We start from the raw sequence: 20805 nt of genomic DNA on the forward strand, positions 1-20805 counted from the left end.
CAGCTTGTCGAAGGGCTAGCCGCGCAGCTCCAGCGTGCAGCACTTCACGCCGCCGCCGCCGAGGAGCAGCTCGGACAGGTCGACGCCGATCGGCGTGTAGCCGCGCTCGCGCAGTTGACGCTCGAACCCGACGGCCCGGGCGGCGATGACGACCTCACGACCGTTCGAGATCGAGTTGAGGCCTAGGACGGCTGCATCCTCGGTGCTCACGTGGATCGCGTCGGGGTAGCGCTGCTCGAGGATGCGGTTGCTCGCCTCGTCGAACGCGGTCGGCAGGTAGGCGATGTTCGCGGGCGAGCCGTCGGCGGGAGCCACCGGGTCGAGCACGGCGATCGCGGTGTCGAGGTGGTAGAAGCTCGGGTTCACGAGGTTGAGGGTCACGACCTCGCGGTCGAAGATGCGCCGCACCTCGTCGTGGCTGCGGGGATCGGTGCGGAAGCCGGTCCCGGCGAGGATGGTGTCGCCGACGAGCATGATGTCGCCCTCGCCCTCGTTCACGAACTCGGGGCGCTCGACGCGGAAGCCGTTCGCCTCGAACCAGTCCATGTAGGCCGGCCCCTCGGGGATGCGCTCCTGGTAGGTGAACTTCGCCCCGTAGGCGGTGCCGTCGAGCGTGAAGCCGCCGTTCGCCGCGAACACCATGTCCGGCAGGCCGTCGAGCGGGTCGATGAGGTCGATCCGGTGGCCGAGATCGAGGTAGGCCTGGTGCAGCTGCTCCCACTGCGACACCGCGAGCGAGGTGTCGGTCGGGTCGTCCGGGTTCATCCAGGGGTTGATCCGGTAGCTGACCGTGAAGCGGTCCGGCCGGCACATGAGGTACCGGCGACGGTTCGCGACGCGGATACCGGTCGTGGCGTCCTGCGTGGTGGGGGTGGGGTGGTTGAGCGTCGACGACACGTCGGCCTCCAAACGAGCGAGGGTCGGCGGACGAGGTCCAGGGGCCCGGGGGCACGCCATCTTCATCATGGCACGCGATTCGCAGCGTTTTCACGGAGTTTGGCGCAGGAATGCTGCGAAGTGGCAGCTTTTCGCGCAATGATTGCGCTTACACTGAGTTTCATGGACAACCTCGACCGCGGCATCATCGACCTGCTCCGACAGAACTCACGCGCCGGCTACGGCGACATCGGCGCGGTCGTGGGCCTGTCAGCCTCAGCGGTGAAGCGACGCGTCGACCGCCTCGTCGCCGACGGGGTCATCCAATCGTTCACGATCCAGGTCGACCCCACGGTCGACGGCATGCAGACAGAAGCCTACGTCGAACTCTTCTGCCGCGGCACCGTGTCCCCCAACGAGCTGCTGCGGATCCTGTCGGGCGTCCCGGAGGTCGTCGACGCCGGCACCGTCACCGGGAGCGCCGACGCCATCGTGCACATGCGGGCCCGGAACATCCCAGCCCTCGAGGATGCCTTGGAGAAGGTGCGGATCGCCCCCAACGTCGACCACACCCGCAGTGCGATCGTCCTCACCCGCCTCATCCACCGCCACATCGACTGACCCCTCCCCCGGCCCGCGAACGGTCACCAACGCACAGTGCGGCTCGTCCGAAGTCGCCATTCGTGACCGTTCGCGGGCAGGATGGGCGAATGGAGTGGACGATTCAGGCGGGGACCAGTGTGTTCGAGCAGCTGCGGACGCAGGTGATCGAGGCCGTCCGCGACGGGCGGTTGGCGACCGGCGCGAAGCTCCCGACGGTGCGCGGTCTGGCCGACGAGCTGGGGATCGCACCGAACACCGTCGCGAAGGCGTACCGGCTGCTCGAGACCGACGGGGTCATCGAGACCCGGGGACGCGCGGGGACCTTCGTGTCAGCGCACGGCGACGCGATCGACCGGCAAGCGCAGCTGGCGGCGGCTGCGTACGCGGACCGCATCCGGGACCTCGGCGTCTCGCCGGAGGACGCCGTGGCGCTCGTGGAGGCCGCGCTCCGCGCCTGACGGCGGCTCGCCCTTCGACAAGCTCAGGGACCGGGGAACGGGCTCAGGGACCGGGGAACGGACTCAGGGTCAGGGTCAGGGTCAGGGTCAGATGACGCTCTGGGACCACGGATCGGGGTTGCCGAACCGATGCGCGGTGATCGAGATCGCCTGTTCACGCAGGAACGGCAGGAGCTCCACCCGTCCGGCCTGGGTGACCGGTCCACCCCAGATCGCGATCTCGGGATCGCCGCCGAGCACCTCAGCGAGTCGCTTCGCGAGCGGCTCAGGCTCGGAGGCCTCCGTTCCGGGTTCCGCCTCCGCAACCGTCTCGGGACGCGGACCGACGATCCGCACCCGGGTCGCGACCGGTGGCTCCTGGCCCAGCTCGCCCGTGTCGATCGACCCGCGTGCCGCCATCCGGGTCAGCCACTGCTCGTCGGTCTCGAGCGAAACCGGGATGCTGAGCTCCGACAGCCAGTCGCGCACCTCGCGCGGCAGCCGCCCACCGAGGCTGACGGTGAACCGCGACCGCGACCGCACCGCGGCGATGAGGACCCGCAGCGCGTCGCCCAGGTCGGCCCCCGACGCGACCCGCACCGCGACCGGAACCGGCCGGTAGCGCAGCAGGTTCCGTTCCACGCCGAGCTGCGAGACGTCCTTCACCTCGCCGAACTCGTTCCCCCACGCGATCGCATCACTGAGCGCCGACCGTCGCAGCACGTCGAAGGCCTCGTAGGTGAGCGACGGCTGGGCGGACTCGATGAGCTTCACGATGCGGGTGTCGAGCCCGCGGAGGTGCAGACTGCGGCTCGCCGATCCCGGATCAGGGCGCCACTCGCCGAGCCCGAACAGGTAGTTGGGCCCGCCGGCCTTCGTGCCGGTCCCGACCGACGAACGCTTCCACCCGCCGAAGGGCTGGCGCTGCACGATCGCTCCGGTGATGCCGCGGTTGACGTACAGGTTGCCCGCCTCGACGGTGTCGAGCCATTCCCCGAGATCGACCGGGTCGAGGGTGTGCAGGCCCGCGGTCAGTCCGTAGGGGGTCGCGTTCTGCAGGGCGATCGCCTCGGTGAGGTTCGCGGCCTGCATGACACCGAGGACCGGTCCGAAGTACTCGGTCACGTGGAAGGGCGAGCCGGGCTGGACACCGGTGCGGACCCCCGGCGACCAGAGGCGCTCGCTCGGCCGGCCGAAGTTGACCGAGGAGTCGTCGAGCAGCTTCGGCTCGACGAGCCACTTCTCGCCGAGGCGCAGCTCGGTCAGCCCGGCGAGGAGCTTCTCCCCCGCAGGCTCGACGATCGGCCCCATCTGCGTCCGCGCATCGGACGGCCAGCCGACCCGGAGCGAGCGGACGGCGTCCTCGAGCTGCCGCAGGAAGCGGTCGGATCGTGCCACTGAGCCGACGAGGATCACGAGCGACGCGGCCGAGCACTTCTGCCCGGCGTGCCCGAAGGCGCTCTTCACGATGTCGGCGACGGCGAGGTCGAGGTCGGCACTGGGCGTGACGATGATCGCGTTCTTCCCGCTCGTCTCCGCCAGCAGCGGCAGGTCGGCACGCCACCCACGGAACAGCTGCGCCGTCTCGAAGGAGCCGGTCAGGATCACCCGGTCGACGGCCGGGTGGGAGACGAGCCGACGACCGAGGTCACCCTCCGCCACGTCGGCGAGCACGAGGAGGTCGCGCGGCACCCCGGCGTCCCAGAGCGCCTCGACGACCACGGCCGCGCATCGCTTCGCCTGTGGAGCTGGCTTGATGATCACACCGCTGCCGGCGGCGAGCGCCGCGAGGACGCCTCCGGCCGGGATGGCGACGGGGAAGTTCCAGGGCGGCGTCACGACCGTGAGCGCGGAGGGGACGAAGCTCGCCCCGTGCACGCTCTCGAGCAGGGGTGCGTTGGCTGCGTAGTAGTGCGCGAAGTCGACGGCCTCGCTCACCTCGGGATCGGCCTCGGCGATCGTCTTGCCGGTCTCGCTCGCCATGACCTCGATGAGGTATGCCCGACGGGAGGCGAGGACCCGAGCTGCAGCGTGCAGGACGGCGGCCCGTTCGGCGGCAGGGCGGGCTCCCCATCGCTCACCGGCGGTGCGGACCATCGTGATCGTGCGTTCGAGGACACGTGGGTCGTCGATGGCTGCGGCCGCGACCGCGGAGCCACCGAGGGTCGACTGCGGGACGCGCGCCAGGATCGACGCTCCCCACGCCCGGTTCGCCGCGAGCGACGGGTCGGTGTCTGCGGTGTTCTCGAAGCCCGGGGCGCCGTCGACGACACCACCACGCTCCGAACGGGAGAAGACCGCCGTCTCGACGTACGCGGAGGAGGGGTCGGCGTGGAAGCGGTCCTCGCCGCCGCTCGATCCGCGTTCCAGCCCGAGGACCTGCTGCGTGAGTCCGGCGTCGGGCGCCTGCGCAGGATCGCGGAAGCGGTCGTCCCCGTCGTTGTCGGACAGCGGTGCCTCCGGGGCCTCCGCGGCGCGGTCCTGCGTCCGGTTGGGGGTCGGCACCTGCCCGGCGGTCTCTCCGAGGGCGTCGACCGAGGCGAGGAACCGACGTCGCTCGCGTGCGAACAGGGTTGGCTTCTCGGCGAGCTCGAACACCGCCGACATGAAGTTCTCCTCGCTGGCGTTCTCCTCCAGACGGCGGACCAGGTAGGAGATCGCGACGTCGAACTCCTTCGGGTTCACGACGGGCGTGTACAGCAGCACCGCCCCGACGTCCCGCTTGATGGCCTCGACCTGACCGGTCGCCATCCCCAGCAGCATCTCGAAGTCCACCCGCTCGCGCACACCGCGGTCGCCCGCGAGGAGCCACGCGTAGGCGATGTCGAAGAGGTTGTGCCCGGCGACCCCGACCCGCACGACGTCCGTGTGCGCCGGCGTGAGCGCCCAGTCGAGCACGCGCTTGTAGTTGGTGTCGGTCTCGCGCTTCGATCCGGTCGTCGCGAGCGGCCAGCCGTGGATCGCCGCGTCGACCCGCTCCATCGCGAGGTTCGCGCCCTTCACGAGCCGCACCTTGATGGGCGCGCCACCGGCGGCCACGCGCTGCTTCGACCAGGCGGTGAGCTGCATCATCGCCTCGAGGGCGTCGGGCAGGTAGGACTGGATGACGATGCCGGCCTGGTAGTGCAGCAGCTGCGGCTGGTCGAGGAGTCGGGTGAAGACCGCGATGGTGAGGTCGAGGTCGCGGTACTCCTCCATGTCGAGGTTGATGAAGGTGCCGGTCGCGAGCCCCTCCTCGTAGAGCGGCACGAGGCGACGGACGATGCGGTCGACGACCTGCTCGAACGACCACATGGACAGCTGACTGGCGATCGACGAGACCTTGATGGACACGTAGTCGACGTCGGGGCGTTGCAGGAGCTCGCGGGTGCCGGCGAGCCGTCTCGCCGCCTCGCCCTCGCCGAGGACGGCCTCCCCGAGGAGGTTCAAGTTGAGCCGTGAACCGTCGGCGCGCAGCTTCGCGATCGCGTTGCCGAGCTCACGGGGACGGCTGTCGACGATGAGGTGGCCGACCATGCCCCGGAGGACGCGTCGCGCGGCGGGGACGACGACCCAGGGCAGGACCGGACCGACCAGACCACCCGTGCGGACGGCGGCCTGCTCGTACCAGGGCAGGAACCGCGGCGTCCGACCCGCGAGGGCGGCGAGGGCGTTGCCGGCGACGAGCGGGTCCTCCGGGCGCATGACGCCGTCGACGAACCCGACGGTGAACTCGAGACCGTTGGGATCGCGCAGCACGCCGGCGAGCCGCTCGGCGGCGGGATCGGTCGGAGCTTCCGCCCCTTCGTCGACCCATTTCGACGCGAGGGCGATCGCACGATCCGCGAGTCCGACCGCTTCGGTGGGACCCTCGTTCGCAACGTTCGCCATGCTGCTCAGCCTATGCGCCGATCCGGTGATCCCAGCTGAGGCTCGCGAGTACACGCCTGGCGGCTGAGCACCCCGGCCGGTCACCGCCCTTCGACAGGCTCAGGGACCGGTGGGCGACGTCGCGGTGCGCCTCCCCCGGTCGCTGAGCCCCCCGCCCCCCGGTCACTGAGCACCCCCACCCCCGGTCACTGAGCACCCCCACCCCGGTCACTGAGCCTGTCGAAGTGCGGCTGCGAATAGGGTGTGGTCATGCACTCCGTCGAGCAGTACGACGCCGTCATCGTCGGCGGCGGACACAACGGCCTCACCGCCGCCGCCTACCTCGCACGCGCGGGCAAGCGCGTCCTGCTCCTCGAACGCCTCGACCATACGGGTGGAGCAGCCGTCTCGGAACGTCCGTTCCCCGGTGTGGACGCACGCCTGTCCCGGTACTCGTACCTCGTCAGCCTGCTTCCCCAGCAGATCATCGACGAGCTCGGGCTCGACGTCCGGCTCGTCCGGCGCCGCTTCTCCTCGTACACGCCGGACCCCGCGAACCCCGGCACGGGTCTCCTGATCGACAACCGTGACGACGACGCCACCGTCGCGTCGTTCGCATCCATCGGGCATCCGGAGGACGCCGCGGGCATCGCCGAACTGCACCGTCGGATCGGTCACCTGGCCTCGGTGCTCTGGCCGACGGTGCTCGAGCCGCTCCGCAGCCGTTCCGATGCGCGTGACGCGGCGATCGCCGCCGCCGCGGACCTCGGGGTGCCGGCCGCTGAGGTCGCGTCGATCTGGTCGGCGGTGTTCGACGAGCCGATCGGCCGTGCCATCGAGGACGCCGCGCGTTCCGACCTCGTCCGAGGTGTCGTCTTCACGGATGCGCTCATCGGCACCTTCGCCCGCGCCGACGACCCGACCTTGCAGCAGAACATCTGCTTCCTCTACCACCTGATCGGCGGCGGGACGGGCGACTGGGACGTCCCGGTCGGCGGCATGGGTGCGGTCACGGACGCACTGCGCCGAGCCGCCGAAGAGGCCGGTGCCGAGATCCGGACGCTCGCCGAGGTGACGTCCATCCAATCGGAGCACGGGCTCGTCGCGTATGTGGACCTCGCTGCGGAAGCGGAGCTCGAGGCGTCCGAACCGGCGGCGCAGGATCGGTTCCGGCCTCGCCCCGGGGTCGTCGTCCGCGGCGAGTGGATCCTGTCGGGCGCTGCCCCGGCGGTGCTGGAGCGCCTCCTCGACCCGGCGGCGGAGCAGCGGGCGGCCGCGACCTCGTACGCTGCGTGGTCGGCAGCGCGGGGGACGCCGGTGCAGTGGCGTGATGCCGACGCGATCCTCGGCACGGCGCCAGCGCCGGGGGACGGTGTCCCGCATCCCGAGGGCGCTCAGGTGAAGGTGAACCTGTTGCTGCGCAGGCTCCCCAAGCTCCTCGACCCGGCCGTCGATCCGGCGGCGGCGTTCGGCGGCACCTTCCACATCAACGAGGGCTGGGCCCAGCTGGAGCACGCGTACCTCGAGGCGGAGGCCGGCCGGATCCCCGACCCGCTGCCGTGCGAGATCTACTGCCACACCCTGAGCGACCCCAGCATCCTGTCGCCGGAGCTGCAGGCGTCCGGGGCGCAGACGCTCACCGTGTTCGGCCTCCATGTGCCGCATCGGCTCGCGGTCGCTGCGAACGCGGTCCCCGGCGGCCACGACGCCTTCCGCGACGCGCTGCAGGCCGCGGTGCTGCGATCGTTGGACTCGGTGATCGCGGAACCCATCGAGGACCTGCTGCTGCGCGACGCCGAGGGGCGGCCCTGCATCGAGACGCGGACGACGCTCGACCTCGAGCGCTCCCTGGCGATGCCCGGCGGGAACATCTTCCACGGCCCGTTGTCGTGGCCGTTCCTGGAGGACGACGCCCCTCGGTCGACGGCGGCCGAGCGGTGGGGCGTCGCGACGGCGCACCCGCGCGTCCTGCTCTGCGGCGCCGGGGCCCGACGCGGTGGCGCGGTCAGCGGGCTCGGCGGGCACAACGCGGCGATGGCCGTCCTGGACGCCTGACCCGCACGCCGTGGAGCGCGCTACCGCGCTCAGTGGTGGCGGTGGTCCTGGATGGTGATCTTCGGGCCGCGACGCGGCTTGTGGATGCCGCTCCGGCCGATGAGCCGCAGCACCCGCTGCCGGTGACCAGCCCAGGGTGCGAGCAGCTCGAGCATGCCGTCGTCGTCCACGGGTGAGCCGGTGAGCGCCTGACCCACCGAGGCTGCGAGGTGGTAGTCGCCGACACTCACGGCGTCGGGGTCGCCGTGCGCTCGGAGCGTCACCTCGGCGGCCGTCCATGCGCCGATGCCCGGCAGGCTCTGGAGGCGCCGTGACGCGTCATCGGGGTGCTCGTCGATCGTCCGCTCGATCGCGGCGGCGAGTCGCGACGACCGCACGACCGTCTCCGACCGTTGCGGCCCGACACCCGCTGTGTGCCACTCCCAGCTCGGAACCATCCGCCAGGTCTCGGCGGACGGCGCGACGACCATGCCCTCGGGTGCCGGCCCCGGCGCCGGGTCACCGTGTCGCCGCACGAGCAGGCGCCACGCACGCCACGCTTCGAGTGCGGTCACCTTCTGCTCGAGGATCGACGGCACGAGCATCTCGAACACGAGCCGGTTGCGGCTCAACCGCAACCCCGGGTTCCGTCGGGACACCTCGGTGAGGAGCGGGCTCCGGCTCACGTCGAGCTCCGACCAGTCGTCGTCGCGCCCCAGCAGCTCAGGCACGCCGGCGATCATCCACTCGGCTCCCGGACCCCAGGCGGTCGCCTCGACCCTGCCGTCGCGGACCGTCGAGACGTACAGCGTCGCGCCACCGTGCGGTGTGCGCGCTGTCAGCCAGACCCCGCCAGGCGTACGGCGGTAGCAGGGTCCGTCGCCTCCCCGGGCGATCAGCCGCAGGGTGCCATGGACGTCGAGTGGACCGCTGGGACGGTACACCGTCCGCATCGGCTCCGCCTCGCGCGACACCGATCCGGTCGGCTGCAGCGCGGCCTCGACGGAGGACAGTGATGGAGCGGCGAACGATGCAGAGGCGGACATGGTGGTCACCCTACGTGGTGACCACCGACATCCGGCGACGCCGACGGCGGCTGAGGATCGTGAGGATGCCTCACCAGCCGCCGACGATCCGCTATCGCACCAGGCGGAAGTCATATCCCACCTGATCGACGAACGTGCCGTTCACTCGCTGCTCGACCCGTCCTCCCTGATAGCGACCGGGGAGGTAATCCCGGCCCCACTGGATGGTCCACGCACCTGAGGAGTCGGCCTTCGTCGTCCCGAGTCGCGTGCCCCACAGGCCGATGATCTCGATCTCGGCGAGCGGTGTCGCCGTCCCGGTGAACACCGGCCGAGTGCCGGTGAGCGTGTCGCCGATCTTCGGCGACGTCACCTTCAGCTCCGACGCGATCGTGAAGTCGTACACCGAGCGATGCGTCTCGACGTCGCCGACGATCTGCCTGACCCAGCCACCCCGGTACCGAGCGGGAAGGAGTGACTTGTTCCACATGATCGACCAGTTCCCGCTCGCCGCGACGACTTCGGTCTTCCCGACGAGATCGCCCCACGCGCTCCAGATCTCGAGTCGCGCACCGGGCTGAGCCTTCCCGCTGAACACGGGTACGGACGACGAGACCAAGCCACCGACGCTCGGCGTCTCGACGACGAGCGGAGCGATGGTGGCGCCGGCGCTCACGGTGAAGTCGTACGGCACCCGCGACTGTTCGGTCCCGCCGATCTCCTGGCGCACCGTTCCGCCGCGGTAGCGACCCGGGCTCAGCGTCTTGTTCAACGTCGCCGTCCAGACGTGGTCGTCGCCCACTCTCGCGGAACCGATCTCCGTGTTCCATGCACCGATCACCCGGATGGTCGCTCCGGGCTCGCCACGGCCGGTGAACACGGGCACCGGCGTTTCGACGACCTCACCGAGGGCGGGCGAGCGCAGGGTCACGTCCTCGACCGGGCCGGGCTCAGGGGTCGGGTCGGTGTAGGTGAAGCGGAGAGGAGCGGTCGTGCGCTGCCCGTCGAACACCTGTGTCGCGGTCGCAGTGTAGGCGCGTTGTTCGAGCGTCCGCAACGATCGCTGGTTCCACGCGCCGGTGTCGTCCACCTCGACGTCGACCAGTGTCACGCCGGTGCGATCGTCGACGACGGTCACCTGACCGCCGGGCTCGCCGAGGCCGGAGAACTGCGGACGGGGGACGTCGACCGTGGCGTCGAGCGCGGGTGCCTGCACGACCACGGGGGCCACCACGAGGTACGTCAGCGACCAGTTCGCCGTCGACTGGTCGGACTGCTGATGAAGCGTGCCGGACTGGGCTCCGGGTGCGAGGTCGCGCGACGGGACGGCCGTCCATGAGCCGTCCGGGGCGACGGTCGCCGCGGCGAGCAGCGCCCCCGCCGAGTCGAGGACCTGGATGTCGGCCTCGGGCGTGCCCCGGCCGCTGAACGCGGGTCGAGGCTCCCTGACGACGGAACCTGGCGCAGGCGACTCGAGTGTGACCGGTTCTCCGGCCGGGACCGGATCGACGCCCTCGGGCAGCACGCGGTCGGCATCGGCGGCGACCCCGTACCCTCCGACGGCCAGACGACCGTCGAACTGGCGCAGGAACCCACCGGATCCGCCGTTGGAGACGAGACCGTACCCGCCGACCCGGCCGTTCTCGAAGGACTCCCAGGCCCACTGCTGCGCGGTGGATCCGTTGCAGGCGGCGGGGTAGACGTACTTGTACGGCTGCGACGGGTCGGGCTGGAGGCAGCGGGTGACGCCTCCGGCCGCGGTCGTCACCGGTCCGGACGCGTCCGCCGAGGGGAACGTCCAGCGCTCCGAAGCGGCCAGCGCGTCCTGCAGGGTGGCGTGCGTCGTCGCCCTGACCGGATTCAGCACATCGGTCGAGGCGCCGACCGCGAAGAACGAGCCCGAGCCCGTGGGGAACGTCTGACCGATGAATCGGCCTTGGACGACAGCTGCGCTGGGCGGGGCGTCTGCCGACGGATCGGCGTCGGTCGCGGCTGGACCGCCGAGCAGGGTCGCCGTGATGCCGACCAGGTTCAGGAGGGAGACGGGGATGAGGAGCTTCATCGGAGCGAGGCGACCTTTCGCAAGGGCGCGGACGGGAGGTTGAGGAGCCACCCGGACGCACCGGTGAGGGTTCGAAGACGAACCCGGTCAGCCTACAAGTATTCCAGTTGCTTAATCCAGTATGTCGACCGACCCGGAGTCACCAGTCACTGGGGGCCGGCGCCTTCGTGGGCGGGAGCGCGACGTCGCGGGCCCACTGCGCCTGCCACGCCGGGAGGTCGGTCGGGGCAGGGCCGGTGAGCTCGAGGAGCTCTGCGAGCGGGACCACGCCGCCCGACCGTTTCAGGAAGCGCCCTCGGACGATGGCCTGCGTGTAGATCTCGCCGCCGACGACGACGCGGTGTTCGATGAAGACCCCCTTGTCGTCGTAGCCCGTCACGCGGGTCTCGACGCTGAAGCGCTGCCAAGGCTGCAGCGACTTCCGGAAGGTGATGCTCTCACTCGACACCACGGGGTACCAGCCCAGGTGCTTGAAGCGATCCCACAGTCCGTTCCGGATCAGCAGGTCGAGTCGGCCGAGATCGAAGATCGACAGGTACACGCCGTTGTTCATGTGCCCGAGCACGTCGAGGTCGGTCGGGAGCACGCGGAGCCGGATCCGACCGACGTCCCAGACACCCGGACGTTCACCACGACGGGCTCGACGGCGGGACTGCAGCAGCACGGCGATGGTGCGGAAGATGAGGTGCACGGATGCGACCGTACCCCGCCGGCACGACGTCTCGCACCACGGTTGTCCTGACTCGACAACACCTGGGTCCTGCGACGCCTGGCGACGTGTGGCGTCCGACACACCTGGGCCGGGACTCGCCGGCCGTCAGTCAGCGGCGACGATGTTGCCCTCCCCGCTGTCGGTGATGACCGGCGCCGACGAGGTCGCGACCTTGTTGCCGTTGGCTCCCTCGACGAACGCGACGTTGTCGACGGTCGAGACGTTCACGAGGGTGATGGAGCTGTTGAGCGAGAGGTTCACGACGGCTCCCGTCACGGTCACGATGCTGTTGGAGGCCTCGACGACGACGTTCTCGCAGTCACCGTCGATGGTCACGTTCGAGCTGTCGTCGACGATGGTCGCCATGCCGTCGACGCACTCGCTGGTGACGTCGGGGATCGTGTACTCGGAATCGGTGGTGGGTTCGGCGGCAGCCGTCGGTGATGCGCTCGACATCGACGACGCGTCCGCGTCGGTGCATCCGGCGAGGGCGACGATGGTGAGGCCCGCGGCGGCGAGGAGGGTGAGGTGCTTCAAGATGGATCTTCCTTCGGGGACTCGGTGGAGGGAGGGAGGAGCCACCGGCCCGGTGCAGCGACACCGGGCCGGCGGCCAGGTGGGTCAGCGGGCGAGGGTGAAGTCGTATCCGGTCGAGCTGATGACCTTCCCGCCCACCGTCTCGGTCACGGTGCCGCCGAAGTAGCGCGCCGGCTGATAGTCGCGCGGCCAGGTGATGGTCCACTCACCGGTGCGCTCGTCGGCGATCGCGGAGCCGAGGTCGGTGCTCCACGCGCCCGTGATCCGCACCCGCGCCCCGGGGTTCGCCGTACCGGTGAAGACTGGACGGGTTCCCGTGATCGTGTCGCCGAACGTCGGCGACGTCACGACGAGCTGCGGCTGCACCAGGGTGAAGTCGTAGACGAAGGTGTGCGTCGCGACACCGCTCACGAACTGCTTCACGGTTCCTCCGACATAGCGGCTCGGGAGGAGACTCTTGTTCCACGTGATCGACCAAGCACCGCTCGCGTCCACGCGCTCCACTGAGCCGAGGACACGCCCCCACGCACCACGGATCTCGATCCGCGACCCCGGCTCACCGGTCCCTCGGAAGACGGGGGTCGTCTCAGTGATCGTCTCGCCGCGCTTCGGCGATTGGACCACCAGCGGGGCGATCGGCTCGTCCGGTGCCCTGACGATGTTCGCTGCGAAGTCGGAGATCGTGATGCGGGAGGAACCGTAGGCGACCTTGCCACCGGTGGCCTCGCCGATCGGAGCGTCGTCATTCGCCCGCAGGGTGAACCTCAGCGTGTTCGTGCCGACCGGCAGGGTGCCTCCGATGCCCAACGCGTCGAGCGTGAAGGCCGGATGGTCGACCGCGGTGATCCGCGTGTTCGCCGGCTGGTAGACGTCGATGCGCTGACCACCGGCATCGGCGTTGAACGTCGCCTCCACCTCCACGGACTGACCGGGGGTGAGCGTCGGTGTGGGGATCGAGGCGCCGGGCGCGAGCGGCGACGGGACCGTGAAGTCGAAACGCACCTGGACATCCGAACCGGTCCCACTCTGGGTCGCGGTGCCCGTGTAGCGGCCGGGCTCGAGCTGGATCGACGGAACCGACCAGGACGTCGAGTCCAGGGGGACACTGGTGCTCGCGAGCAGAGCCTGCGCGTCGGTGCGGATCGAGATGGACGATCCGGGCTGCCCGATACCGCTGAACGTGGGGGACGGCGTGTCCACCGTGGCGCCGATCGCCGGCGTACGCAGTTCGAACGGCTCGATCGGGGCCAGCTGCGACTCCACGACGACGTCGGTGAGCGCGTCCATCGTGAGCTCGACGAAGGTGTCGGTGTCGGTCCCACCCAGGGAGTACCGACTCGACACCGGGTACAGCGCGTAGCCGGCGACCCACGTGTTCGAGACGTAGCGCCACTCGAAGTCCTGCGACGGGGAACCGGTGCACGTCCGGGCTGCGACGAACGCCCGGGAGCCGTCGCCGGCGGGCGTCAGGCAGAGCGTCGAGGAGGTTCCCACGCCGGCGATCGGCCCGGCCGCACCGACGGCGGGGAGGGAATACGTTCCCGCGAGCGACGCCGCTCCGCCCACCGAGGACGAGTACAGCCGCTGGACGTTCCGACCCGACTCCGGCGCGGAGAGCCCGACGTACGCCGAGGATCCACTGGACCGGTTCTGCAGGACGAGCTTCCCGATCACCCTCGAGGTGCCTGCCGAAGGGGCCACGGCGTCCGGCGCACCGGGGACGTCCCCGGTGCCGAACGCGTCACGGGGTCCGTCGTCGTGCTCCTGGGGGTCGGCGATGGAACCGACGGGCGGAGCGGCGGACGCCGGGACCGGGGCTCCCACCGCGGTGAGCAGGATGGTCGCAGCGGCTAGGGCCGAAAGCGTGGATCGCAGGAGCAAGGAGCGCGGAGGACGAATCAGAGCAGTCACGAGGACCGAGGCTACTCACCTGGAATATCGCCGTGGGGGCTGCCGCCGAATCTGTGGAGAACTCGTCCCTCAGTCGGTCGGCACGTGCCGCTCGTCGGGCCCGACGTACTCGGACAGCGGACGGATGAGCGCGTTCGACGCGAGCTGCTCGGCGATGTGCGCCGTCCACCCGACGATCCGAGCGGCGACGAACAGCGGCGTGAACGTGGCCGTGTCGAACCCGATCAGGTTGTACGCCGGGCCCGAGGGGTAGTCGAGGTTCGGTTTGATGTTCTTCCGCGCGACCATGTCCGCTTCGAGCGTCGTGTACAGCTCGAGGATCTCGGGCTTGCCGTAGTGCTCGGCGAGCCGCTCGAGCGCCTTGAACATCGTCGGCACGCGCGAGTCGCCGTTCTTGTAGACCCGGTGTCCGAAGCCCATGATCTTGCGCTTCTCGGCGAGCGCCGCGTCAAGCCAGGCGCTGGCCTGGTCAGCCGTCCCGATCTCGTCGAAGACGTGCATGACGGCCTCGTTCGCCCCACCGTGCAGGGCGCCCTTGAGCGCGCCGATCGCTCCGGTGACCGCCGAGTACAGGTCGCTGAGGGTCGAGGTGATGACCCTGGCGGTGAACGTCGAAGCGTTGAAGGAGTGCTCCGCGTAGAGGATCATCGAGACGTCGAACGCCTCGACGACGACCGGATCGGCCTCTTCGCCGAAGGTCATGAAGAGGAAGTTGGCGCTGTAGCCGAGGTCGTCGCGCGGCGGGACGAGCTCGAGGCCGTGGCGGCGGCGCTGGTCGTAGGCGACGATCGCGGGCAGCTTCGCGTACAGGCTAGCGGCCTTCACCCCGTTGGCTTCGGGGGTGTTCGTCTCGGCGGTCGGATCGTTCGCACCGATCACGCTGACCGCCGTCCGGAGGGCGTCCATCGGGTGGCTCGTCGTCGGGAGGAGGTCGATGGCCGCCTTGACGTTGTCGTCGAGAGCGCGCTGGCCCCGCTCCGACGACGTGAACTCCGCGAGTTCGGCCCCCGTGGGCAGTTCACCGTTCCAGAGCAGGTACGCGACCTGCTCGAAGCTGCAGTGCTCGGCGAGCTCCTGGACCGGATACCCGCGGTAGAGCAGCGAGTTCGTCTCCGGGTTCACCTTCGAGACGCTCGTCACGTCGACGACGACGCCGGCGAGACCCTTCTTGATGTCGCTGGTCGCTTCGGTCATGCGTTGCTCCTTTGCGTACTGCCTGCGCGCGTCCTGCGCGCGTCGGTCGAGCTTGGCACCCGGCTCGCCCCTCGACAAGCTCGGGGAGCGGAGACCCAGGTGGTGTTCACCGGTGAGGGGACGCCTACCGGTCGATGGTGAAGTTGAAGACCGAGGTGTCGAAGCGGTTGTAGCCCTCGTAGTCGATCAGTTCGTAGAGGTCGGCACGGTGCTGCATCTCGCCGAGCTTGCTCGTGAGCGAGCCCTCGTCGTTCAGCGTGTCGAGCGCGCGACCCGCGGCGCCCATCGCGATGCGGAGGAGCGACACCGGCCAGATGACGAGGTTCACGCCCACATCGGCGAGCTGCTGACTCGTGAACAGCTCGCTCTTGCCGAACTCCGTCATGTTGGCGAGGATCGGCACGTCGACCGCGTCGCGGACGGCGGCGAACTCCTCGAGCGACCGCATCGCCTCGGGGAAGATCGCGTCGGCTCCGGCGTCGACGAGCTGCTTGGCCCGGTCGATCGCGGCGTCGAGCCCGTCGACGGCGGCGATGTCGGTGCGCGCCATGATGAGCAGGTTCGCATCGCGCCGGGCGTCGACGGCGGCACGGATCCGGCCGAGTGCGGTGGAGGTGTCGACGACCTGCTTGCCGTCGAGGTGGCCGCAGCGCTTCGGGTTGACCTGGTCTTCGATGTGGAGCCCGGCGAGCCCGGCGTCCTCGATCTCCTGGACGGTGCGCGCGACGTTCATCGGCTCCCCGAAGCCGGTGTCGGCGTCGACGATCGCGGGCAGCTCGGTCATCCGGGCGATCTGCTTGGCGCGACCGGCGACCTCGGTGAGGGTCGTCAGTCCGATGTCGGGCAGCCCGAGGTCGGCGGAGAGCACCGCGCCGGAGATGTAGACGCCGTCGAAGCCCTTCTGCTCGATGAGCCTCGCCGAGAGCGGGTTGAACGCGCCCGGGAAGCGCAGCAGCTCACCGGTGGCGAGTCGCTCCCGGAACAGCCGGCGCTTCTCTGCCGGCGTGGTCTCGCTGTACAGCATCAGCACGGTCCCTTCTGGAGGTCGGCCGGCATCAGAACAGGCCGGCCGGGTGGGGTGCCGAGGCGAGGACCCCGGAGGCGGCCTGGATGCTCAGCTGCTTGACCTCGTCGGCGTCGAGCTCCGGGAGGCGTTCGGCGAGCGCGAGGAAACGCTCGATCTCCTCCGCATCGAGGACGTCGGCGGCGAGCGTGCGGAACTTGTGGACGTAGTCGGCGCGTGCGAACGGCCGGGCTCCGAGCGGGTGGGCGTCGGCGACGGCTATCTCGTCGACGATGGTCGACCCGTCCGTGAGCGTGATCTCGATGCGCCCGCCGAACGCCTGTTCGGCCGGGTCGAGCGAGTGGTAGCGGCGCGTCCACTCAGCGTCCTCCGCCGTCGAGATCCGGTGCCACAGCTCGACGGTGTCGGCGCGGGTGGCACGTTCGGGACGGTAGGAGTCGACGTGGTGCCACGCGCCGTCCTGCAGCGCCACCGCGACGATGTAGGGGATGGAGTGGTCGAGCGTCTCGCGCGACGCCGTCGGGTCGTACTTCTGCGGGTCGTTCGCGCCGGATCCGATGACGTAGTGCGTGTGGTGCGAGGTGTGGAGGACGATGCGGTCCACGGCTCCGGGCACGAGGACCTCCGGGTGCTCGTGGTGCAGCTTGCGGGCGAGGTCGATCCACGCCTGCGCCTGGTACTCCGCCGAGTGCTCCTTCGTGAAGGAGTCGAGGATCGCGAGCTTCGGCTCACCGGCGCCGGGCAACGGGACGTCGTAGGAGGCGTCGGGGCCGTCGAGCAGCCAGGCGACCACGCCGTCCTCGCCCTCGTAGATCGGTGACGGGCTGGTCTCGCGGCGCATCGCCCGGTCGACGGCCTCGACCGCCATCTTGCCGGCGAACGCGGGAGCGTGCGCCTTCCAGGTGGAGATCTCGCCCTTGCGCGACTGGCGGGTGGCCGTCGTGGTGTGGAGTGCCTGGCCGATCGCCTGGTGGATGGTGGCCTGGTCGAGGCCGAGCATCGTGCCGATGCCGGCGGCGGCGCTCGGGCCGAGGTGTGCGACGTGGTCGATCTTGTGTCGGTGCAGGCTGATCGCCTTCGCGAGGTCGATCTGGATCTCGTAGCCGGTCGCGATCCCTCGGACGAGGTCGGCGCCCGTGCAGCCGACGTGCTGGGCCACCGCGACGATGGGCGGGATGTTGTCGCCCGGGTGCGAGTACTCGGCGGCGAGGAAGGTGTCGTGGAAGTCGAGCTCGCGCACGGCGACGCCGTTGGCCCAGGCCGCCCATTCCGGGGAGACGCGGCGGGCGAGGTCGGGCCCGAACACCGTGGCACCGTCGCCGCCCGTGCTGACGGGGTGGCTGAGCGCCTGGGCGCGAGCCGAGGAGACGGGTCGGCGCGTGAGCGAGGCGGCTGCGACGGCGGCGTTGTCGATCACCCGGTTGATGATCATGTCGACGACCTCGGGCGTCACCTCCACCGGATCGGTCGCGACGCGGGCGAGCTGCCAGGCGAGCTGTCCTTCACGGGCGAGGTTCTCGTCGCTGCGATGGACGCGCAGGTGGTGCTGGATCACGGGTGTTCCTTTCGGGTGCGGCCCGTCCGAGTGTGCTGCGGGGCGTCGCATCCTCCAGCCTACGCCCGCGGGTCCGTCGCGCCGCAGCAGGAGAACCGCCCGGGAACAGGACATTTCGCGTGGAACGGTCCTGCTGTCGCGCCGATCTCCTGGCACCGTGGAATACCAGCGTCGTTCTGCGCATCCACCCAGCCCGCGTACACCGCGCATACGGCGGCCGCGGCCAGAGTGACACGCATACCGACCCCTGACGAACCGAAGGAGACGACCGTGCCGATGCACACCCTTGGGGCACCGCAGACCCCGCACCTGTTCGGCGACGTGGTTCGAGCCGAGGCGCTCCACTACACCGAACTGTTCGCGGAGAAGCCGTTCGTGCCGGCCCTGCTGCTGTACTGCTCGAACGGCGCGTACCGCATCCTGTCGCCGGGCGAGGACCACCCCGGCAGTTACGTCGCCGAGGGGCCGCTGTGCGCTGAGCGGGTGCGCGTGAACTTCATCTCGTGGCCGTCCGAGGACTGGAACCGGAACGTCGCCTTCCACGTGCTCGACTTCGACCGGACGACCGGAGGGTTCACCCAGCGGCTGCGGCTCCCGGGCGATCCCGAGCCGAAGCACCAGGCCGGCCGCCACACCGAGGTCACCGACCTCGGTGCCTGGGATGCGGACACGACGTGGGAGACGGCCGAGCCGCTCCTCAACGAGACCTTCGAGGCACTCGCCCGCGGCTGACGGAGGGAGCGGTGGGCCGAGCGAGCGACGGGCAGTTACCGGACGGGACGAAGCACCGTGTCCGGACGATCGCCGACGGTCGGCGTCAGGCGGCGAGCAGCTGCGGGTCGGCCGCGGGTCGCAGCGGGGTGATCGTCGCGTCGGCGAGCACGTCCTCGGCGAGGGGCAGCTCGACGACGATCGGAGCCGCCGCGGTCTCGAAGCGGTCGGCGATGTCGAACATGAGCGCGTCGAGGCGGGTGCGGAGCGCGTCGGCGATGGTCACCACCACCTCGGAGGAGGCGTCCTTCCGGCCGCGTTCGATCTCCGACAGGTAGGGCGTCGAGACGGCTGCGGCGGTCGCGACGTCCTGCAGGGTGCGCCCCTGTTCGAGTCGACGCGTGCGCAGGGCCGCACCGAGGGCTTCGCGGTACAACATGGCGACTCCTTCCGGCTGCGGGCGCGGGCTCCGTGACCGCGTGCTCTCACTGTAGGCGCGGGTCGGCCAGGCTCGGGGAGCACGCGTTCTGCCGTCAGCGGACAGCATTGCCATTCGACAAGCTCAGGGACCGACACGCCCGCCCTTCGACAAACTCAGGGACCGATGCCGAGGGCACCGCTACAGGAAGATGTCGGGGTAGAGCTCCGACTCGTCGACGCCCGGTGAGTACTTCGCGAGGTCGGTGACCCCGGCCTCCGCGAGGACGTCCTCCACGATGAGCGACCGACCCGTGAGCTCACGCGCCGACGCCGTCAGGACCTCGTATGCCGCGTCAGCGTAGATCTCCGGGGTGCGACTCTTCGCCAGGAGGGCCTCACCGCCGAGGATGTTGCCCACCGCCGCCGTCTTGATCGTCGTCTTCGGCCAGAGCGTGTTCGCGGCGATGCCGTCGCGTCCAAACTCGGCCGCGAGACCGAGCGTCACCATCGACATGCCGTACTTCGCGAGTGTGTAGCCGGTGTGCGCGCCGAGCCACTTCGGGTCGAGGTTGAGCGGCGGTGACAGCGACAGGATGTGCGGGTTCTCCGCGTCCTTCAGCATGGGGATGGCCGCCCGCGACAGCATGAAGGTGCCACGCACGTTCACGTCCTGCATGAGGTCGTACCGCTTCGCGTCGAGATCGAGGGTCCGAGCGAGGCTGATGACGCTCGCGTTGTTGACGACGATGTCGATGCCGCCGAACTCACCGGCGGTTTCGAACACGGCCCGCGTGATGTCGTCGTCGTTCCGGACGTCACCGAGGATCGGGAGCGCCTGCCCACCGGCCTCGCGGATCGCGTCCGCTGCGGTGTGGATCGTCCCCTCGAGACGGGGATCGGGGGTGTCGGTCTTGGCGAGGATCGCGACGTTCGCACCGTCGCGGGCGGCACGCAGGGCGATCGCGAGGCCGATGCCGCGGCTGCCGCCCGACATGAGGATGGTCTTGCCGGCGAGGGTGGTCATGCGGTGGGCTCCTTCGGGGTGGTGGTGGCGGCGCGCTTCGCCGACGCGGCGGCGAACGCCGCGACGCGCGCGACCGACTCGGGTGTCTCGATCGCCGCACCGATCGTGCGGGCTTCGTCGTCGAGGGCGTCCTGGTAGCCGCGGCCGACGCTCTCGCGCAGCAGTCGCCTCGCCTGACCGAACGCGGCCGTGGCTCCGGTCAACCAGAACGCGGCCACCTCGCGGGCACGGGCGTCGAGTTGCTCGGCGGGGACCACCTCGGTCACGAGCCCCCAGTCGAGTGCTTCGTCCGCGCTCAGCATCCGCGGCCCGAGGGTGAGCTCGAGCGCCCGACGCATGCCGACCGCCTCGGGCAACAGGGTACTCACGCCGCAGTCGGGCGTGAGGCCGATGTCGGCGTACTTACTGACGAACTTCGCCCGGTCGGACGCGACGATCACGTCGGCGACGAGCATGAACCCCAGTCCGCCGCCGGCGACGGCACCCTGGACGGCGGCGACGATCGGCTTCGCGACCGATTGCAGCGTCCGATGGCCCTCGTGGATGATGTCGGCGAGCTCGGTGACGAAGGCGCCCGTCGATCCTGCGCTGCCGTCACCCATCCGCGACATCGCGAGGACGTCGCCGCCCGCGCAGAACGCGGGTCCGTTGGCGTCGAACAGGACCGCCCGGACGTCGTCGCGCTCCGCGATCTCGAGGGCGAGGTCGCGCCACCGTCTGGCCGCACGGTCGTCGATCGCGTTGAGGCTCGCGGGCCGGTTGAGCGTGAGGTGCGCGAGGCCGTCGCCCACCTCGAAGAGGATGGTGTCGTCGCTGGTCACGGAGTGGCTC

General features: G+C 70.2%; 17 protein-coding genes. 4 read left to right on the plus strand and 13 right to left on the minus strand.

Annotated elements, in window-relative coordinates; genetic code table 11:
* Positions 1–15: 15 nt before the first annotated feature.
* The gene (gene ddaH, locus QRN44_RS01735) at positions 16–897 is read right to left on the minus strand and encodes a dimethylargininase (RefSeq protein WP_350310084.1); all 882 of its coding nucleotides are present in this window, start codon (positions 895–897) and stop codon (positions 16–18) included.
* A 162-nt stretch (positions 898–1059) separates the two neighbouring features.
* Between ddaH and QRN44_RS01740 the strand changes: the two genes are divergently transcribed.
* Positions 1060–1497 carry an Lrp/AsnC family transcriptional regulator gene (locus QRN44_RS01740; RefSeq protein WP_064294884.1) on the plus strand — a complete coding sequence of 146 codons (438 nt, stop codon included), beginning with the start codon at positions 1060–1062 and terminating at the stop codon, positions 1495–1497.
* An 89-nt stretch (positions 1498–1586) separates the two neighbouring features.
* The gene (locus QRN44_RS01745) at positions 1587–1937 is read left to right on the plus strand and encodes a GntR family transcriptional regulator (RefSeq protein ID WP_079003587.1); all 351 of its coding nucleotides are present in this window, start codon (positions 1587–1589) and stop codon (positions 1935–1937) included.
* Between the two features lie 87 nt (positions 1938–2024).
* On the opposite strand, the gene QRN44_RS01750 is transcribed toward QRN44_RS01745, so the two are convergent.
* Complete coding sequence (locus tag QRN44_RS01750) at positions 2025–5786, minus strand: proline dehydrogenase family protein (protein WP_285038135.1); 3762 nt, start codon at positions 5784–5786, stop codon at positions 2025–2027.
* Positions 5787–6035: 249 nt separating this feature from the next.
* Between QRN44_RS01750 and QRN44_RS01755 the strand changes: the two genes are divergently transcribed.
* Positions 6036–7820 (plus strand): phytoene desaturase family protein, encoded by a 1785-nt coding sequence (locus QRN44_RS01755; RefSeq protein ID WP_285038136.1) that lies wholly within the window; start codon positions 6036–6038, stop codon positions 7818–7820.
* 29 nt (positions 7821–7849) lie between these two features.
* Here QRN44_RS01755 and QRN44_RS01760 read toward each other — a convergent pair whose 3' ends face one another.
* The 8 genes from QRN44_RS01760 to QRN44_RS01795 form a co-directional block, all read right to left on the minus strand.
* Positions 7850–8845, minus strand: a complete 996-nt coding sequence (locus tag QRN44_RS01760) for a DNA-3-methyladenine glycosylase family protein (protein WP_240555582.1) — start codon at positions 8843–8845, stop codon at positions 7850–7852.
* Positions 8846–8936: 91 nt separating this feature from the next.
* The gene (locus QRN44_RS01765; protein WP_285038137.1) at positions 8937–10886 is read right to left on the minus strand and encodes a hypothetical protein; all 1950 of its coding nucleotides are present in this window, start codon (positions 10884–10886) and stop codon (positions 8937–8939) included.
* 139 nt (positions 10887–11025) lie between these two features.
* On the minus strand, positions 11026–11577 hold the full coding sequence (locus QRN44_RS01770; protein WP_175118066.1) for an acyl-CoA thioesterase: 552 nt from the start codon (positions 11575–11577) through the stop codon (positions 11026–11028).
* 126 nt (positions 11578–11703) lie between these two features.
* Positions 11704–12135 carry a hypothetical protein gene (locus QRN44_RS01775; RefSeq protein ID WP_285038138.1) on the minus strand — a complete coding sequence of 144 codons (432 nt, stop codon included), beginning with the start codon at positions 12133–12135 and terminating at the stop codon, positions 11704–11706.
* Positions 12136–12219: 84 nt separating this feature from the next.
* A complete protein-coding gene (locus QRN44_RS01780; protein WP_285038139.1) occupies positions 12220–14046 on the minus strand; it encodes a hypothetical protein in 1827 nt (608 codons plus the stop codon).
* 69 nt (positions 14047–14115) lie between these two features.
* Positions 14116–15240 (minus strand): bifunctional 2-methylcitrate synthase/citrate synthase, encoded by a 1125-nt coding sequence (locus tag QRN44_RS01785; RefSeq protein ID WP_121292140.1) that lies wholly within the window; start codon positions 15238–15240, stop codon positions 14116–14118.
* A 124-nt stretch (positions 15241–15364) separates the two neighbouring features.
* On the minus strand, positions 15365–16264 hold the full coding sequence (gene prpB / locus QRN44_RS01790; protein ID WP_064294892.1) for a methylisocitrate lyase: 900 nt from the start codon (positions 16262–16264) through the stop codon (positions 15365–15367).
* A 31-nt stretch (positions 16265–16295) separates the two neighbouring features.
* The gene (locus tag QRN44_RS01795; RefSeq protein ID WP_285038140.1) at positions 16296–17819 is read right to left on the minus strand and encodes an MmgE/PrpD family protein; all 1524 of its coding nucleotides are present in this window, start codon (positions 17817–17819) and stop codon (positions 16296–16298) included.
* 270 nt (positions 17820–18089) lie between these two features.
* Between QRN44_RS01795 and QRN44_RS01800 the strand changes: the two genes are divergently transcribed.
* Complete coding sequence (locus QRN44_RS01800) at positions 18090–18551, plus strand: hypothetical protein (RefSeq protein WP_285038141.1); 462 nt, start codon at positions 18090–18092, stop codon at positions 18549–18551.
* Between the two features lie 85 nt (positions 18552–18636).
* Here the strand turns inward: QRN44_RS01800 and QRN44_RS01805 are convergent, their stop codons facing one another.
* From QRN44_RS01805 to QRN44_RS01815, 3 genes are all read right to left on the minus strand, one after another.
* Entirely contained in the window at positions 18637–18969 is a 333-nt protein-coding gene (locus QRN44_RS01805; protein WP_285038142.1) for a helix-turn-helix domain-containing protein, read from the minus strand.
* Between the two features lie 180 nt (positions 18970–19149).
* Positions 19150–19974, minus strand: a complete 825-nt coding sequence (locus QRN44_RS01810; protein ID WP_064294896.1) for an SDR family oxidoreductase — start codon at positions 19972–19974, stop codon at positions 19150–19152.
* On the minus strand, positions 19971–20795 hold the full coding sequence (locus QRN44_RS01815) for an enoyl-CoA hydratase/isomerase family protein (protein ID WP_285038143.1): 825 nt from the start codon (positions 20793–20795) through the stop codon (positions 19971–19973). Before QRN44_RS01815 ends, QRN44_RS01810 begins: the two co-directional genes overlap by 4 nt.
* Positions 20796–20805: the final 10 nt, after the last annotated feature.

Source organism: Plantibacter sp. lyk4-40-MEA-4, from assembly GCF_030209415.1.
GTDB lineage: Bacteria > Actinomycetota > Actinomycetes > Actinomycetales > Microbacteriaceae > Plantibacter > Plantibacter flavus_A.

Bases quoted from the DNA above. Each gene is read 5' to 3' on its own strand.
- QRN44_RS01740 (WP_064294884.1), top strand. From the start codon at position 1,060: ATGGACAACCTCGACCGCGGCATCATCGACCTGCTCCGACAGAACTCA.
- QRN44_RS01745 (WP_079003587.1), top strand. From the start codon at position 1,587: ATGGAGTGGACGATTCAGGCGGGGACCAGTGTGTTCGAGCAGCTGCGG.
- QRN44_RS01750 (WP_285038135.1), bottom strand. From the start codon at position 5,786: ATGGCGAACGTTGCGAACGAGGGTCCCACCGAAGCGGTCGGACTCGCG.
- QRN44_RS01755 (WP_285038136.1), top strand. From the start codon at position 6,036: ATGCACTCCGTCGAGCAGTACGACGCCGTCATCGTCGGCGGCGGACAC.
- QRN44_RS01760 (WP_240555582.1), bottom strand. From the start codon at position 8,845: ATGTCCGCCTCTGCATCGTTCGCCGCTCCATCACTGTCCTCCGTCGAG.
- QRN44_RS01765 (WP_285038137.1), bottom strand. From the start codon at position 10,886: ATGAAGCTCCTCATCCCCGTCTCCCTCCTGAACCTGGTCGGCATCACG.
- QRN44_RS01785 (WP_121292140.1), bottom strand. From the start codon at position 15,240: ATGACCGAAGCGACCAGCGACATCAAGAAGGGTCTCGCCGGCGTCGTC.
- prpB (WP_064294892.1), bottom strand. From the start codon at position 16,264: ATGCTGTACAGCGAGACCACGCCGGCAGAGAAGCGCCGGCTGTTCCGG.
- QRN44_RS01805 (WP_285038142.1), bottom strand. From the start codon at position 18,969: ATGTTGTACCGCGAAGCCCTCGGTGCGGCCCTGCGCACGCGTCGACTC.
- QRN44_RS01810 (WP_064294896.1), bottom strand. From the start codon at position 19,974: ATGACCACCCTCGCCGGCAAGACCATCCTCATGTCGGGCGGCAGCCGC.